The sequence below is a fragment of the Mongoliibacter ruber genome (genome assembly GCF_003003005.1).
Classification (GTDB): domain Bacteria; phylum Bacteroidota; class Bacteroidia; order Cytophagales; family Cyclobacteriaceae; genus Mongoliibacter; species Mongoliibacter ruber.
On sequence record NZ_PVTR01000001.1, the window covers coordinates 104798 to 122036 of the forward strand.

Sequence of the window (17239 nt, forward strand, 5' to 3'; positions counted from 1 at the left end):
ATGAGGACACAAATGTACAGCAAATGTGCCTGGGTGGTGACTATAGCTTTCAAGACGATAATTTTCTATTTCCGGTTGAAATTATGTTTTTATTTGCCTTTAACAAAATGAAATGTCATTTTATGAAATCATTTGTGCTCTCATTTTGGTAATCCTATCTTCAAGAGATTCAGAGCTTAAAGAAGCCCTAAGTCTATCCACCATAATAGGAAATGAAAATGGAGTGAACTGACCTGGAATTTTAAGGATAATTTGTTGATTGTTTATCTTTCTGATTGCGTTCAAAACTTTATCTTTTTCCATCTGCATGTCCAATACCTCCCGATGCGCCTGTGTTAGCAATAAGTTTTCAGGATCGTAATCTTCAAACACCCCATAAAGTATCCCTGAATTGGATTGAAGGTGTTTGAGTTTAATGGGTTTACCGGGAAAGCCCTGAAAAATAAGTCCCGAAATGGTGGCTACATCCCTGAATTTTCTTTTTGCCATTTCACTTTCGTTGATGCAGGCTAAAATATCTTCCTCTAAGTTTTGTTCTGTAAAAAGATCTTCTTCAAGAGCTTCCTCTATTGGAATAGGTTGATCTGAATGCAGTTCAAATCCATAATCATTCATGGCTATGCTTATCGTGATCGGAAAACTTACTGATAATCTATAAGCAATCAAAGCTCCCAAAATCTCATGTACCATTCTTCCTTCAAATGGAAAAAAGAATATATGGTGTCCCTCCTTGGATATGTTTTTTTCAATCAAAAATGTATGCTTATCAGGAATTAAGGACAAATGCTGTTGTAAATTCAAAAGTGGGAGCAAGTATTCCACCTCCTCCGAATAGTAATTATGCTGTATACTGTCTTCTAAAATCTCCCTGATTTTTCCAGATAATTTGGAAGTCAAAGAAATCCGTCCACCCATGTATGAAGGCGTGTTACTGCTTTTTTTATTAGAGAGTTTGACTATGGCACTCAGTTCCCTGATTTTCACATATTCCAAATTCCTTCCTGAAAAAAAGAACCTGTCTCCCGGTTTCATTTTTGAGAAAAAATATTCCTCCACCATACCAAGGAAGGTTCCATTTTGAAACTTTACCTTTAGCATTGGATCACTGACAATTGTACCCATGCTAAGTCTATGGCGCATAGCTGTTTTTCTATTATTGACAAGGTATTTTCCATCCTCTTCTATCTCTACCTTCGCAAATTCCTCATAACCGCTCAAAGATGCTCCACCTTTCGTGACAAAGGAAAGCATCCAATCGTATTCTTCATCACTCAGGTCTTTGAATGAATACGTCTCTTTTATGACCGTGTAAAGTGAGTTTGAATAAAAACCTTCACCGACGGCTAAAGTGACCATAAACTGGATCAAAACATCATAAGTAAGGGTAGGGCAATGTATGGATTCCATATCTCTTTCTGCAGTTGCCTTTCTCAGTGCAGCCGCTTCAAGGAGTTCCAGAGAATGGGTAGGTACGAAATAGATTTCGCTAGGCAATCCAGGTTGATGACCTGATCTTCCAGCCCTTTGTACAAATCTTGCGACACCCTTTGGACTTCCTATTTGAATCACAGCATCTACAGGTCTGAAGTCCACACCAAGGTCAAGGGATGAAGTGCAAACCACGACTTTTAACTTGCCTAGATGTAGGGCTTCTTCCACCCAAGTTCTTACTTTTTGATCCAGAGAACCGTGGTGGACAGCGGCTAATCCTGCATAATCCGGCCTTATTTCCATCAATTTCTGATACCAAATTTCTGTTTGAGCCCTTGTGTTGGTAAATAGAAGCACTGATTGATGTTTGTCTATAATCGGTAGTACCTTATCAATGAGTTTGATCCCCAAATGCCCAGCCCAGGGATACTTTTCAAGTTCATCGGGAAACACCGTATTGATATTGATTCTTTTATCTACCTCTGCTTTTACAATATGTACCGGTAGCTCATTTCCCAAAAGCACCCTAAATGCTTCTTGAATGTTACCTATGGTAGCAGAAATTCCCCATATTTTTATTTTATTTTTTTGAATCGATCGGATGTACGCCAATGCAAGCTGTACTTGAACTCCACGTTTGTTGCCCATGAGTTCATGCCATTCGTCAATAATGATACACTCTAAGTTTTTAAAAAGCTTAGAGTTATCTTTTTGAGACAGTAAAACATGTAAAGTCTCAGGAGTAGTTACAAGACATTCCGGAGGATTTTTCTTCTGTGATGCCCTTTCCTTTGTACTTGTATCTCCATTTCTGACTGCTACCCTCCAAGGCAATCCAATGTCATCACAGACTTCCTGCATCGCTTTCTGTATATCCATTGCCAATGCCCTCAAAGGAGTTACCCAGATGATCCTAAGTCCGTTTTTTTGTGGTTTTTGCCAGGTTTTGGGATTTTGCTTGATGTATGCCAAAATCACAGGAAACCACAAGGCAAAGGTTTTCCCACTTCCTGTTGGGGCATTGAGGATACCGGATTTTCCTTCCAAAAAATCTTTCCATGCCTGAACCTGAAATTCAAAGGGTTTCCAATTCTTTGATAGGAAATAATCAAAAGCCGGCTGTAAATCTTTATCCTCCATATAGGTTTAAAAGTGCTTTCAAGTCCTCCAAAGTGTTGGCCTCTTCAATTGGTTTATCTTTTCTCCAACGCTGTATCCTTGGAAATCTCAATGCAATTCCTGATTTATGGCGACTACTTTGCTGAATTCCTTCAAAAGCAATTTCGAATACCAAGCCGGCTTTTACAGTTCTGACAGGGCCAAACCTTTCCATTGTGTTTTGCTTGACATACTTGTCTACTTCTTTGATTTCTACATCAGTGAGCCCGGAATATGCTTTTGCAAATGGGACCAAAGCATCTCCATCCCAAACGGCAAGCGTATAATCGGTGTATAAATCAGCACGGCGACCGTGGCCCTTTTGTGCATAGATCATGATACCATCAATGGTCAGCGGTTCAATTTTCCACTTCCACCAATTCCCCCTTTTCCTTCCAACTTCATAAGGTGAATCTTTACGCTTGAGCATAAACCCCTCAGCCATCATTTTTCGGGATTCTTGGTGCAAAACGCTTAGTGCCTCCCAAGAAGTTTCTTTTATGGTGTTGGACAATATCAAGTTTGGATGATTGGTTTCAATTACAATTTGCTCCAAAATATATCTCCTTTGTATCATACTGCTTTTTCTCATGTCTTGACCCTTGTACTCCAATACATCATAACATATAAAACTCACTGGAGCCTCATTCAAAATCTTTTTACTGAGATTTTTACGGCCAATCCGTGTCTGCAACAAAGAAAAGGGCAGCGGATTACCTTCTTTATAAGTGATAATTTCACCATCAAGCACACAATCATCAGGGAGGTTTATAGCCATATCAGCCAATTCAGGAAATTTCTCAGTGACCAATTCCTCACCTCTTGACCAAATAAATACCTCCGATTTTCTATAAATACACTGTCCACGAATTCCATCCCATTTCCATTCAACTTGCCAGTCCTGAATGTTTCCTAAATCCACCAAATCCTTTTCTAAAGGATGGGCAAGGAAAAATGGGTATGGCCTTGATAAGTCATCAGAAGGGTTTTTGGATAAAATCAAATCCGTAAAATCAGTGTTTTGAGGTTCCCAATCACCCATAAGTCTGTGAGCAACCTCGGTTTTTTCCATTTCAAAAGCATTGGCAACAGCCTGGGTAATCAGGTTTTGACTGACACCAACCCGAAATCCTCCCGTGATGATTTTAGTAAAGATAAATTGCTCTTCCTTTTCCAAAACAGACCAGGCGTATAAAATTTGCTCCTTTTTTTCTTCTTCGGAAAGGTCTTTTAAGTTCATCAGAAAAGATATCCAGAATGAAAGGCTTTCATCTTGACTTTCGGTATTGATTGGAAGTAGGAGGGACAGTGTTTCAGCAAGGTCTCCCACCGTATTGTATGACTCTTCAAACAGCCAATCAGGAATGCCGGCAAGTTCGCAGCACCATTCACGCAGCAATTTGGTGTTGACTTGCCTTTTAGGTCTTTTATGGGTAAATAGGGCTAGTGTCCATAATCTATCTTCATTGGAAGCTTCTAAAAAATATTCCTGTAATGCGGAAAGCTTGTCCTTCGTTTTATTGCTTTGGTCTAATTTCAAAAAAAGTGATGCAAATTGCTTCATATAGGAATTATGGATTGCTTGGTAACTTTGGTCACCATTTTTTATAAAATACTAGCGTAAATTAAACGAATAAAATAAACTACTTTGCTATTGGTATCGTTTTGTAATTTGAAAACTCCTGCTTTATGAAAAAGTTACTATATCCCTTTATTATATCTCTTTTCTTGATTTCCTGTAATGAAGATAAGGGAGATCCACTTTATACTGGCAGCGAAATTGAGTATATGCTGCATCAGTCGTCAGATTTTGACTATTCTGGAAAGTTGATTGTAAGGGAATTGACAGGAGGAGAGCTAGAATTGAGCATTGAGTTGGATGGCACTAAAAGTGATGATGTCTACTTTTTTACAGCCCATTTGCATTTTGGCGCATACGATGATGTGGATGCACCAATTGCTCACTTACTAGATCCTATTGATATCAGATCGCTAAAAAGCACTACAGTTTTGGGTGTTTTGTCTGATCAGACAACTTTAACCCTGGAAGATTTTAAAACATTTGATGGACATGTCAAAGTGCATTTAGCCGACTCTGGGCCTGATTATGAGACAATATTGGTAGCAGGAAACGTTGGTCTCAACGACAATAGTCCAGTGAGTTTTGATAGAGAAAAAATGACGATTTGCTCCCCTTATTTTTAAATCAAAAAAGCCATCATGTCGATGGCTTTTTTGATTTAAATAAGAAATATAGTTTTTTAAGCTTCTTCTGGATCAGTTACTTCTTCCAATAAATCCCTGTCTTCTTCATCGCTTTTATTAGACTTTTCCAAGAGAATTTCATGGATTTTGTTTCTGATATCCATGATTTCTTGGTGCATTACTTTTTGATATTCTAAATGCTCCTCATCAGAAAATGTCTTCATGGGATTGTGGACATGGTATTTTCTCTGATGCTCATCGTCATGTGAATGCTCATAGCCTGGCACTTCGATAATGTCTTTGTCCCAAACTTTAAGAAGGTCTTTGATTTCACTAATTTCAATATCATTTTCCTTCAAAGTCTTTTCCAACTCCATTATTTCTTCTCTTAAATCCAAAGAAGATTGGTGAATTTCGTTGGCTTCAGCATACAGGGCAGGGTCGCCTTCCTGATCTTTTTTTTCAGAACAAGAAATAACAGAAAGAAATAAAGTGGCAGAAAGGACTGAAAATATTACTTTTTTCATAAGTAGATTTGGTTGGTTCAAACTAAAAAGAGGAAAAACCCCTTAAGATTTTCCCTCCAATAATAGTAATAGATTAGTGATTAATCAATATGAACTTCATATACTTTTCTAGTGATGTTTCCATTTGCATCTTCAGCCCATATAACCAATTCCAAGTGATCTTCCCCTTCAGGTAAAATAATCGAGTTATCACCTGTCAAGATGTCTTCAAATTTCAACTCATTTGCATTAGGTAAAGCAGGACCGCTTTTTCCATCTCTGTATGCAGATGTACCCCACATTTTTTCGTAGAACTCTTCTCCTGAAACTCTATGCTCATGACCATGGTCATCATCTTCCTCCATTAGTCTGACCCAAAGAAAAGTAATTTCCGACCCCAATTCGTGATCAGCTTTGGCAACACTTCCTTGTACTTCAAGAGCTTCTCCAGCTTGACCCTCAATTTCACCATCATGAAGGTTGGTCACTGCAATCATAGGCGCATATGGTCTTTCGATATAAAATGTAGCGATGTAATTGCTATTATCAGCAAAAGAAGTCTGATTGCCATTTACGTCCACAGCTGAGATCACGATATCATATGGACCTGCCAAGACATTATTCTCAACCCTTGAAGTAGATCCTTCCCAGTAAATATCAGTCGCACTACCATCCACATTTAGGAAAGTGGCACCTTCAGGAAATCTCAAAAAAGGCTGAGAGGCATCCGGACTGTATATGTCTTTTACATTCAATGCTGTGAATGTGTTGTTCAACCTTCCATGGGTGTGACCATCAAATGAATTATGGATATCTACCAAAACTTGTCCTATTCCCGATTCATCGCTAACACTGAACCTTAAATGTAAGTGATCTTTGGTCGCTGGCATCACCTCATTTTCCATAGGTCTAAAGCTATCTCTTCCTTCAGCAAACCCTAATTCAGGTGCCGTTAAATCCTGTACAGGAGGATTGTCATTTTCATCTGAACAGGAAAAAAGTGCCGCAATAAATAGCGAGCTGATTAATAATGGTATTTTTTTCATTGGTCTAGCAATTAATGTAATAAAGTTGTAAATGCAATATGGTTGCAAATATAGCTCTCCTAATTTGAGAAGTCAATAAAAAGATGATTAATTTTTGTCCCTGATGGAGATTGGAACCTTGATTGAAAAGCTGATATTTCTGCCTTGCTCTGGTAAATTCAAAAGTCGGTAGCGGCTGAGGTGATTGAAATATACAGCATTGGTGAGATTTTGTCCAGAAAGTTGAAACTTCACTTCCTGCTTTCCAAAGTTTACATCACCTCCGAGCCCAGCTTCAAGTAATGTATAGCCCTCTGTGGTTCGCTCATTTCTATCCACCCGATTTTGGTCAGAAGCATACCTGAGTTCAGCAAAAACATAAAGATTATCTATCAGTCGGCCTACCTGTGGTAATTTATACTCTACTCCTGACAAAACACTAAACGGGGGAGTGAGGGGTAAAGGTAAACCAGTGTCCAGATTTTTATTATAGACATACTCAGCGCCTAATTTGACCGAAAAATTATTTATGGGGGAGTATGTCGTCTGCAGTTCGCCACCAGTGAAAATTGCATTGTTTTGCCTGTACTCCCACAGGATACTTGAGCCAGGCAATGGTGAGAATCTTGCAGCTGGCGAGAGGTAAATATACCCATCATAATAACCGAAAAAAGGACTGACTGAAATCAAAAACCGTTTACTGGAATAGGCTAGATTGATATCAGACTGATAACTTCTTTCTCTTTCAAGGTTAGCATTACCGACTTCATGACGGAAATTTCCATGATGTACGCCATTTGAAGACAATTCAATTGGTGTGGGGATTCTGTATGCAGATCCTAGATTGAACTTCAAATTGAAGTTATCCAAAAACACCCATGAAAGTCCAGTAGAGGCACTTCCATTGAAAAATTCCCTTTGGATATCAGGATTCCTTTGATCCATTTGCCCTGTAGGTCTCAACCTTTCAAAAACTGGCTGTAAATGTTCCTGTATTTCATGGTATGCGCCATCAAGCCTCAAACCACCATTTACAATCAAATTTGGGGTGAACTTGATTTCTCTAAAGTAAAACAACCCACCTTGAAAAGATTGAAAATTGGGCAGCAGGAATTCAAAGCCACTCTGTTGGTTATTGGAATATTGGGAATTGAATCCTATAACTGTTTGGCCTTTATCACCGTGGGTTTTATTGATTCGGGCATTTGCAGTAAATACATCCAAAATCAATGACAGTGCAAGGTTACCGAAAGGATTGTCCGGGCCTACTTCCTGAGCATGAGGTCTAGAGAACTCTCTTCTCTCATTTTTTTGATATCCAAGGTCCAATTCAAGCCAGTAATCATTCAATAAAATACTATTGTTCCAGAGGACTTTTAGATGTTGATTGCTTTGTCTGGGAATATCAATATTTCTAAAATCACCATCATGCCGTAGGTTATACGAATTAGGAACACCTACAGCACCTGCAAAAATACCTGCTTCCTGATCAAATCGGCTTACGGTCAAAGTAGAAAATCCCCATTCTTTTTTTACTCCGGCCATTGTTGAAAAATGCCTTTCTTTCCCTGCCGTATTCTTTAATCGATTATCATTGATAGGTAAAATGAAGCCTGCGTAATTAAACTGATCAGCTGGAACCCGATAATCTGCAAAATCCTGCATGGTAAACCTACCTCCAAAAATCAGATCACCTTGATTACCTTCCACTGCCAAGGAATTAGAAAACATATCGTTGTTGCTCCTGTACATACTAGTGAAGGAGGCTTCAATTTCATTATTTTGTTTGAATGCAGGTGGGGAAATATTGATGACTCCAGCCATTCCGTCTGAACCATAGAGTAGGGAAGAAGGACCTTTGACCACTTCAACCCGGTCCACATCAAAGGGATCTATTTCCAAACCATGATCGGCTCCCCATTGCTGCCCTTCTTGCTTAATGCCTCTGTCATTGATCATGATCCTGTTGAAGCTCATTCCACGGATGACAGGTTTGCTGATTCCTACACCAGTATTGATAGTGCTGATCCCCGGAAGTTTTTCCAAAGCATTGGCAAATGTTCCGCCATTATTTCTTTCCAAAAAGTCCCTATCTAAGACCAAGATAGTCTGAGATTGCTCCAAAGGGCCATTTTTGAAAGGGTTAGCTTCTATCGTGAGGCTTTCTAGCTGTATTGCAGATTCTTTAAGTGAAATAAAAACATCTGAATCTCCATCTTTTATAAAGATATTCTTGTTTTCAGATCTAAAACCAACATGTGTGATATGCAAGTGGTATGACCCAGGTCTTAGGTTTTGAAATGAAAAGTTACCATCCAAATCTGCGACAGTCCCTTTTCCCAATTCATGAATGGAGATTGTAGCCATTAACCCATCACCATTCTCATCCTTGATCTGTCCATTCAGGGAGTACCCCGTTTGTTGAGCTTGGATGGAATAGGAAAGAAAAAATAACAGTATAAATATAATGGATGAATAGCGACTCAAGGAAATGCAATAATGTTTCAGATACAAAAGTACCAATTTGCCTGAATAGTTCCTTAGTGAACCCTTCATTTTTACAACTTTATTGCAATTATTTTCAATTTACATGAATGGTCATATTTTTAGATAAAGTAAAAAGAATAAATATATTTTTTTCCTCTATAAATTCAATTTAATAATATTTCCTATGCTATATTATTTGGTTTAACGTGGTTAAATCAATATAAAAGATGTATTTATATAAATAAAGCCATTGAAAGTAGAATAATATTTTATAGATTGATATGTTTATAATATGTACAATGTACAAAATCAACTAACTAACCTTTACTAATTATGCTTAAAAAAGTTTACGGGATGATCGGTAAACCGATAGGTTTGCTCATCTTAAGTTTGGCGATTGTAATGACTTCATGTCAGGATGCTGAAAATGAATTATCCTTTGAGGATTTAGATGTTTTCACCACGGATACAGCTAAAGGGATTATTCCTGGGCAGTATATTGTGGTGCTGCAGGAAAATCAACTTACATTCAGTAGGACTGGAGAATATACCTCTGTTCAGTCCTTGATGAGGGAGTTTTCTACGGAGCTCTTAGCACGTTATGGTGTTGAAGATTCTAGCATTGAGAGGGTCTTCGGGAATTTGCTTCCTGGCTTTGCTGTAAAGTTAAGTGAAGAGCAGGTAGTCGCTCTGGAGCAGGATCCAACTATCGCTTACATTGAGCCTGATCAATATGCTTATGCCATTTCAACTACTCAAAACAATGCAACTTGGGGTTTGGATAGGATTGATCAGAGGGATTTACCTTTAAATGGAACCTATACATATAATGCAACTGGTTCTGGTGTAACTGCATATATCATTGATACTGGAGTGAGAACAACTCACAATGAGTTTGGGAACAGGGCTCAAAGAGGATATGATGCTTTTGGAGGTAATTCTGAAGATTGTAATGGACATGGAACACATGTAGCAGGAACAGTTGGGGGTACTACTTACGGTGTAGCAAAATCTGTGACTTTAGTAGGTGTCCGAGTGTTGGATTGTAATGGTTCAGGTTCTTGGAGCGGCGTAATTGCAGGCATGGATTGGGTTGCTGCCAATGCTTCTGGCCCTTCTGTTGCCAATATGTCTCTTGGTGGTGGCGGAAGCGCTGCCATTGATGATGCGGTAGCCAGAATGTTTGATAATGGCGTTCCGGTAATAGTTGCTGCAGGAAATGGAGATTTCAGAGGAAGAGAAGCCAATGCATGTAATTATTCTCCAGCTAGGGCTCCTCAGGCTTACACTGTTGGCGCGAGTACAAACAATGACGCAAAGACATCTTGGTCAAACTACGGTGATTGTGTGGATATTTTCGCACCAGGAGCATCCATCACAGCAGCATGGCATACAAGCAACACAGCTACCAATACAATCAGTGGTACTTCTATGGCATCCCCACATGTGGCTGGTGTTGCGGCACTTTATCTTCAATCCAACCCATCTGCAAGCCCTCAGGCAGTATATAGCTTCTTGACTGACAGCTCTACCAAAAATAAAGTTACCAATTCAAGAACTACAAATAACCATTTGCTTTATTCTCTTGGAACATCCTCAGGTGGAGATGGAGGAGATAATGGTGGTGACGATGGAGATGGCGGAGATGGTGGAGACGGTGGAGACGGTGGAGACGGCGGTGATGGCGGTGATGGCGGTGATGGCGGTGATGATCCATCTACTTCTATCGACCTAAGCGGTTCGGGCACCAAAGTACAAGGCAGATGGAGAGCATCTCTCGCGTGGTCAGGTGCTTCAGGATCTCAAGTTGACATCTACAGAGATGGGGCCAAAATAGCCACTGTCAGCAATAATGGCTCTTATGTTGATCAGACTAATTTTAGAGGCGGTGGATCTTTGACTTATTCTGTTTGTGAAGTTGGATCTACTACTTGTTCAAATAGTGTAACAATCTCTTTCTAAAATAAATACTTTTATTAAAAAGCCGGGAAGGTCTCAGACTTTTCCGGCTTATTTTTGATATCTTTTTTTCAATCCATAAAGAATTTCTTCTAGGCCATTCAACCGGATTTCATACAAGGTACTCAACCACATTCCTAATTTTCCTTCAGGAAAGCCTTGCCTATGCATCCAAACCAAATATGGCTCAGGGATATCACACAAAAGCCTCCCTTTATATTTCCCGAAAGGCATTGTTTTGGTAACCAAATCAATTAAAATTTCTTTATCCATTTGCCAAATAAAATATAAATTGGGCAAATTTTAATGCCAAACCCCATGAAGAAGCTCTTTTTCTCAGTCTATATGTTTCTCCTAGTTCTTGGAATACAACCTGCCAACTGCCAAACTGTTGAAGGTCAGTGGGAGGGAGTCCTCGAAGTGATGGGGACTAAATTGCCGCTGATTTTTAAGTTTGTACAAGAAGGTGACAGCTGGAAAGGTTCTATGGATAGTCCAAGCCAAGGGGCTAAAGGAATTGAGCTGTCTAAAGTCTTGATAGATGAAAACATGGTAGCTTTTGAAATTGCCGCTGCCAATATACAATACGAGGGGTTGCTACTCGGTGAAATGATCTCGGGTACATTTAAGCAGTCAGGAATGAGTTTCCCCTTGGACTTGAGCAAAATGTCAGACACTGAGAATGAGGATATACCATTGAATAGGCCACAGACCCCAAAAGAGCCATTTCCCTACTTTTCGGAAGATGTATCTTTCCAAAACACCAAAGAGGGAATTACCCTTGAAGGAACTTTGACCATACCTGATGGAGAAGGCCCTTTTCCCGCAGTGATCTTGGTTACAGGATCTGGGCCTCAAGATCGAAATTCTACAATTTTTGATCATGAACCTTTTTTGGTCATCGCTGACTTTTTGAGTAGAAATGGAATAATCGTTTTGAGGTATGACGAACGTGGTGTTGGTGAGTCAGACGGTGACTTCAGTACTGCAACCTCAGAAGATTTTAAAAATGATACCCAGTATGGTTTACAGTACTTAAGAGAACTTCCTCAAGTGCAAAAAGACAAAGTAGGTATGTTGGGTCATAGTGAAGGAGGAATGATCGCATGGATGTTGGCAGCTGAGAATCATAAAACGGCAGTGGATTTCATTATTGCACTGGCAGGACCTGTCGTAGAAATTCCAGACCTAATGGCCAAGCAAACGGAGGATATTTCGCGAAGTACTGGCAATACACAAGAAATGGTCTCCCGTCAAGTAGCTATAAACCGGAAGTTTTATAATCTGATAAAGGAAAACGCCTCCTTGAGCGATATAAAATCAGCAATTCCTGATTTGGTGGATGAGGTGATCACTACTTACGATCTCCCAGATGAGGTAAAATTGCAGCAAAAAGAAGCGCTTTTGGCAACTTTGGAGGTCAGTCTCAATCCTTGGTTGGTATATTTTATTCAGTATATACCTGAAGAAGATATCCGCAAGATTGAAATCCCGGTATTTGCAGCTTTTGGCGGTAAAGACTTGCAGGTCAATGCGGCTCAAAACGGGAATAAACTTATCGAACTGTTTGAAGGTAAAGAGGAGTTATTGAATCTTCAAGTATATGAAGATCTAAACCATCTTTTCCAAAAAGCTGACACGGGAGCGGTTGCCGAATACCAGGAAATTGAAGAAACCTTTAACCAACAAGTACTTGATGATATATTGGAGTTTATCAGAGAGTTAAAACGCTAATAATGGTTTTTAAGAATTTCAAATTCTTAAAAACCCACAGCCTTATCGTCTCCTCTCCAGTCTGCTCCACCTTCTAATTTCCCATCAGGCAAAACCAATATCGCATCTACCTTTCCCAGAATGGGAGTGTAACCTTCATTAATTTGGTATCCTTTTTCCTTTAGAATTTCCAAAGTCCCGACTGAAAATCCATTGGGTTCAAAGTTGACATAATCCGGTAGCCACTGATGGTGAAACCGAGGAGCATTTACCGCTTCTTGCATGCTCATGTCAAATTCTACTACATTGAGAATGGTCTGCAAAACAGAGGTAATAATGGTTGAACCTCCGGGAGTTCCCACAACCATAAATAATTCGCCATTTTTTTCCAATAAAGTAGGAGTCATTGAGCTCAGCATTCTCTTCTGGGGAACAATTGCATTGGCATCAGCACCGATTAAGCCAAACATATTGGGAACACCTGTTTTGGCACTGAAATCATCCATTTCATTGTTGAAGAAAAAACCTAATTCATCAGAATAGAGCTTTGAACCATAGGCCCCATTCAGGGTGGTGGTAATGGCTGCAGCATTGCCAAATTGGTCTACAATTGAATAATGAGTAGTTTCATCACTTTCTACGATCTGTATGCTTCCTTCCCTTATATCGCTGGAAAGACTAGCTTTATTGGGGTTGAAATCAGCTATTCGCGAACGTAAGTAGTCCTTAGAAATCAATTCTTTAACAGGAATATCCACAAAGTCAGGATCTCCTAGGAAAAAATTCCTGTCCGCGTAAGCCCTTCTTTCCGCTTCAGTCAATATTTGAATGTATTCAGGACTATTATGCTCCATAGATGCAAGATCAAAATCTTCCAACATTCCGAGAATTTGGGCTAAAGTAACCCCACCACTACTTGGTGGTGCCATAGAAACAACGGTAAATTCTTTATAAGGAAAAGTGATAGGATCTCTCCATTTTGCTTCATACGCTTCAAGGTCTTCTAGCGTAATGATGCCGCCATTTGATTGGATAAAATCAGCAATTTTCTGGGCTGTTTCTCCCTTATAAAACTCGTCCCTTCCGTTTTCGGAGATTTTTCTAATAGTATTGGCCAGTGCAGGATACTTGATGGTATCCCCTTCATTAAAGGGCTGTGCAAAAAAAGTATTCTCTCCATTGACTTGTATAAAATTCTGCCTGTTGTTAGCCAACCTTTGCGCTTGATTTTTGGTAACTACCACGCCCTTTTCTGCTAATTTGATGACAGGAGCTAAAATTTCTTCTATGGGTAAGGTCCCTAATTTCTCATGTACTGCAAAAATGCCAGCTATGGTACCGGGTACTCCCACAGCCATAGCGCCTAAGGTACTCAAACCCGGAATTACTTCTCCATTTTCATCCAAGTACATATCTCTACTAGCCGCAAGAGGTGCTTTTTCCCTGTAATCTATACTTCCTATACTGCCATCAGCAAGTCTATAGACCATGAATCCACCACCACCAAGATTGCCGGCAAATGGAAAAGCTACTGCCAAAGCCAATTCAGTTGCTACCATTGCATCAAAAGCATTCCCGCCTTTTTGAAGGATCTGAAGACCAATTGCAGAAGCCTCTTCTCTTGCGGTGACTACAATTGCATTTTCGACAATGAGTCCTCTGACTTTCTGATCCTTATCCAGTGAGCTGGTACAGGAAACAAAAATCATCAAAAACAAAAAGAAGAAGCTCAAGCCTCTTCTTCCCATATTTACAATAGTCATATTAATCTAATAAAGTATCATTAAATAGTTTCAATATCCTTTTGTACTCGTCAGTCCAACTGCTTGGTTCGACGAAGCCATGGTCCTCAACCGGATAAACTGCCATTTCCCAATTGTCTTTGCCAAGCTCGATCAGGATCTGAGCAAGCCTTACCACGTCTTGGAAATGTACATTGACGTCCAACATGCCATGAGCTATCAATAAGTTGCCTTGTAATCCATCTGCAAAATAAATGGGAGAGGACCTTTTGTATGCGATGGGGTCATTGAAAGGTTCATTTAGAATATTAGAAGTATAACCGTGATTATAATGAGCCCAATCCGTTACGGATCTCAGGGCAGCTCCTGAAGTAAATGTCTCTGCTTCATTGAACAAAGCCATCAAGGTGATAAAACCACCATAACTTCCGCCATAGATACCGATTTTGTCTTCCTGTACATTATGGTTTTCTTTCAAATACTTAGCCCCATCTACTTGGTCTGAAAGATCCAACCCTCCCATGTGTCTGTAGATTGCTGTTCGCCAATCTCGGCCATATCCAGCGGATCCTCTGTAATCTATATCCAAAACTGTATATCCAAGGTCGGTCAAAAGGTTATGGAACATGTATTCCCTAAAGTAACTGGACCACCACTTATGGACATTTTGAAGGTATCCAGCGCCATGGACAAATATAACAGCAGCCCCATTCCTATTGCGCTGAGAAGGTTTGTATAGTCTGGCAGGCACCTGAGTCCCATCTTGTGCTGCAAAAGTGATCAACTCAGGGTCTCTCCAATCGTAGGCTTTGAACTCATCGCTCAGTCCTTCTGTCAATTGCTTGGGTTCGGCCCCAGGTTCATTTGCTTGAAGGAACAATTCCCAAGGCTTGTTGCTGTATGAATATAAGATTGCTATGTTTTTTTCATCAGGGGAAAGGCTTACATCGTTATTCCCTGTCATTGTTGTCAGTTTTTCCAACGGACCACCATTAATAGGCATCATATAGAGGTGTCTTTCACCAGGATGAACTTCCGATGTGGTCAGGTACCAAAATTTACCATCATTTGAAATTTTTGGATTGAAAACTTCAAAAATGCCTTTGGTCAATTGCCTTTTGGTACCGCTTCGCACATCCAAAATATAAAGATGTGAATACCCAGAAGCCTCAGATTGAAAGTATATATTCTTGTCATCAGGCAACCATCCGAAAACTGCATTTCCCCAAGAACCACCTATTCCCGGTCCTGCTATCCAGGCTTCATCCCTCTGTCTGTCTAAGTTTTTGAGCTCACCTGTGTTCAAGTCAAGCAAGGAAATCCATCGGTCTTTGTTGTCATTGGAATAACCATTTACAACAGCATACTTTCCATCAGAAGAAAAATATGGCCCTGTCAATACCAATTCCCTCTCTTTTTCCTCCCACTCTTTGTCAGGATAATCTTTAACATAGTCGGGCAGGTCCTTGATACCAGGCAATTTGGATGAATCGACAGTGTAGACTGTGTCCTTATCTAAATTGTAGATAGCCATTTCCACTTTCATTGGATCATCACCAACCTTTGTTCTGGTATTGATTTCAGTGGTATATCCGGATATATGCGAGTAATCTGGAACTATAGTCCGCTTGTTTTCAGCTCTGGTAATCAGCGAAAAAGTAACAAACTTCTCATCAGGTGATAATTGCAGATTGTTGACTACTTTTTTGCCTGTGTAAAAAGTAAAGGGTTCAGTTTCTTTAGTAGCTTCTAAATAGCTTTTGGTCTCTTCTTTTTTCTCTTCTCTTTCTCTAACCACGCCCAAAAGTTCTCTGTTGTCATTTTTTAGCCACTCGTCTTTTTGTGATAAGCTAGGTTCAGATTCTTTGGGCTTTTCTCCTGATTTGATAAAAGTAGTCCTTTCCAGTTTTCCCTTATCTATATCAAAAACGTAAATGTTGGAATTCATGACAAATGAAATCCTATTTTCATTTTTTAAAAATTTGGCATTTGATATTCCTTCTCCAAGAGAAACAAGCACTATTTTTTCATCCTTGACAATATCGTATAGAATCAGATCTCCTTTTTGAGTGAAGATTTTTTTAGTTTTCCCCTTGTTTGAGTGAGCGTTTGAAGGAATTCGATTCCTTTGTTCAGATAGCCCAACTTTTTCGATTTTATCAGGATTACTGATATGGATTTTGTAAAGGGAATCACCGGGATGATTTTCAGGATTGTAGTTAAAGTAAATAACCTTTCCTTTTTCATCCCAAGAAACATTGGATGGAAAATTACCCATCCATTTGGGATCTTGCATAATCTGATCTACCGACAGATTTTGAGCATAGATACTTTGAAATGAAAATAGGGAGAGGATCAGTAGTAAACTGTATCTTTTCATAGAAATAAAATTTGCACAAATATGGAATAAAGTACCTGAAGTGTACAGAAAAAAAGTATGTATGGAAGAATAAAAGTGTGAATTAAAAGCTTTCTAAAAAAGTCTTGAGCTCTTTTTCAATAATTTCAATTTGCTTCAGCAACTCTTGATATGTACTATGGGAATTTTCAAGGTCGCCTTCAATCTGCTCTAATAGTTTTCTTGTTTTCATGGCACCAACATAACTCATGCTCGGTTTGGCTTTGTGACATTTCTTTTTAATAACCGCGAAATCCTCTTTTTTGTAGTAAGGTTCAAGCAACTTGAGGTCATGCAGATTTGTATCGATGATGATCTGGATCATCTCGCGCAACATTTCTTCATCGTCGTCGCCAAAATACTGAATAATGGTCTGCGGGCTTATTAATTGGTACATGAAAACATTTATTATAAAGAATAATGTATCTTTTACACAAGAATATGCATTTTACTTAAGAATTCGAAAGTTAATGGATTTTTTTTCAAATATAATATTTGTATTGAATAAATTAAATCTTAATCCTTAAGTAGACACCTTAATTAATAATTTGGAATGTATAGTTTTTTATAGTCTGGCTAAAACTTAATTTCGGGGTTTCAAACTGTTTAACCACT

The 17239-nt window shown here is 39.2% G+C and carries 12 protein-coding genes; 3 read left to right on the top strand and 9 right to left on the bottom strand.

Annotated features, from left to right (window positions below; genetic code table 11):
• Positions 1–120: 120 nt before the first annotated feature.
• Both CLW00_RS00440 and CLW00_RS00445 read right to left on the bottom strand, forming a co-directional pair.
• A complete protein-coding gene (locus CLW00_RS00440) occupies positions 121–2571 on the bottom strand; it encodes a ligase-associated DNA damage response DEXH box helicase (protein WP_106131685.1) in 2451 nt (816 codons plus the stop codon).
• Complete coding sequence (locus CLW00_RS00445) at positions 2561–4153, bottom strand: ATP-dependent DNA ligase (protein ID WP_106131686.1); 1593 nt, start codon at positions 4151–4153, stop codon at positions 2561–2563. The genes CLW00_RS00440 and CLW00_RS00445 overlap by 11 nt, the downstream gene beginning before the upstream one ends.
• Before the next feature lie 125 nt (positions 4154–4278).
• Here CLW00_RS00445 and CLW00_RS00450 point away from each other — a divergent pair, with 125 nt between their 5' ends.
• Complete coding sequence (locus tag CLW00_RS00450; RefSeq protein ID WP_106131687.1) at positions 4279–4794, top strand: hypothetical protein; 516 nt, start codon at positions 4279–4281, stop codon at positions 4792–4794.
• A 56-nt stretch (positions 4795–4850) separates the two neighbouring features.
• On the opposite strand, the gene CLW00_RS00455 is transcribed toward CLW00_RS00450, so the two are convergent.
• The 3 genes from CLW00_RS00455 to CLW00_RS00465 all read right to left on the bottom strand — a co-directional run bounded on the left by CLW00_RS00455 (position 4851) and on the right by CLW00_RS00465 (position 8881).
• A complete protein-coding gene (locus tag CLW00_RS00455; protein ID WP_106131688.1) occupies positions 4851–5321 on the bottom strand; it encodes a hypothetical protein in 471 nt (156 codons plus the stop codon).
• An 80-nt stretch (positions 5322–5401) separates the two neighbouring features.
• Positions 5402–6346, bottom strand: a complete 945-nt coding sequence (locus tag CLW00_RS00460) for a DUF4625 domain-containing protein (RefSeq protein ID WP_106131689.1) — start codon at positions 6344–6346, stop codon at positions 5402–5404.
• A gap of 87 nt (positions 6347–6433) precedes the next feature.
• Positions 6434–8881 carry a TonB-dependent receptor gene (locus CLW00_RS00465; protein WP_106131690.1) on the bottom strand — a complete coding sequence of 816 codons (2448 nt, stop codon included), beginning with the start codon at positions 8879–8881 and terminating at the stop codon, positions 6434–6436.
• A gap of 264 nt (positions 8882–9145) precedes the next feature.
• Here CLW00_RS00465 and CLW00_RS00470 point away from each other — a divergent pair, with 264 nt between their 5' ends.
• Positions 9146–10774: a S8 family peptidase gene (locus tag CLW00_RS00470; protein WP_106131691.1), complete on the top strand. Its 1629-nt coding sequence runs from the start codon at positions 9146–9148 to the stop codon at positions 10772–10774.
• Between the two features lie 48 nt (positions 10775–10822).
• Here the strand turns inward: CLW00_RS00470 and CLW00_RS00475 are convergent, their stop codons facing one another.
• Positions 10823–11044, bottom strand: coding sequence for a DUF3820 family protein (locus tag CLW00_RS00475; protein WP_106131692.1), 222 nt, complete (start codon positions 11042–11044; stop codon positions 10823–10825).
• A 45-nt stretch (positions 11045–11089) separates the two neighbouring features.
• Here CLW00_RS00475 and CLW00_RS00480 point away from each other — a divergent pair, with 45 nt between their 5' ends.
• Positions 11090–12505, top strand: coding sequence for an alpha/beta hydrolase family protein (locus tag CLW00_RS00480; protein ID WP_106132189.1), 1416 nt, complete (start codon positions 11090–11092; stop codon positions 12503–12505).
• Between the two features lie 26 nt (positions 12506–12531).
• On the opposite strand, the gene ggt is transcribed toward CLW00_RS00480, so the two are convergent.
• The 3 genes from ggt to CLW00_RS00495 form a co-directional block, all read right to left on the bottom strand.
• Positions 12532–14247: a gamma-glutamyltransferase gene (ggt, locus tag CLW00_RS00485; protein WP_245917132.1), complete on the bottom strand. Its 1716-nt coding sequence runs from the start codon at positions 14245–14247 to the stop codon at positions 12532–12534.
• A 1-nt stretch (position 14248) separates the two neighbouring features.
• Entirely contained in the window at positions 14249–16606 is a 2358-nt protein-coding gene (locus CLW00_RS00490) for a S9 family peptidase (RefSeq protein WP_106131693.1), read from the bottom strand.
• Positions 16607–16688: 82 nt separating this feature from the next.
• Positions 16689–17021 carry an Hpt domain-containing protein gene (locus tag CLW00_RS00495; RefSeq protein WP_106131694.1) on the bottom strand — a complete coding sequence of 111 codons (333 nt, stop codon included), beginning with the start codon at positions 17019–17021 and terminating at the stop codon, positions 16689–16691.
• Between the last annotated feature and the right edge of the window lie 218 nt (positions 17022–17239).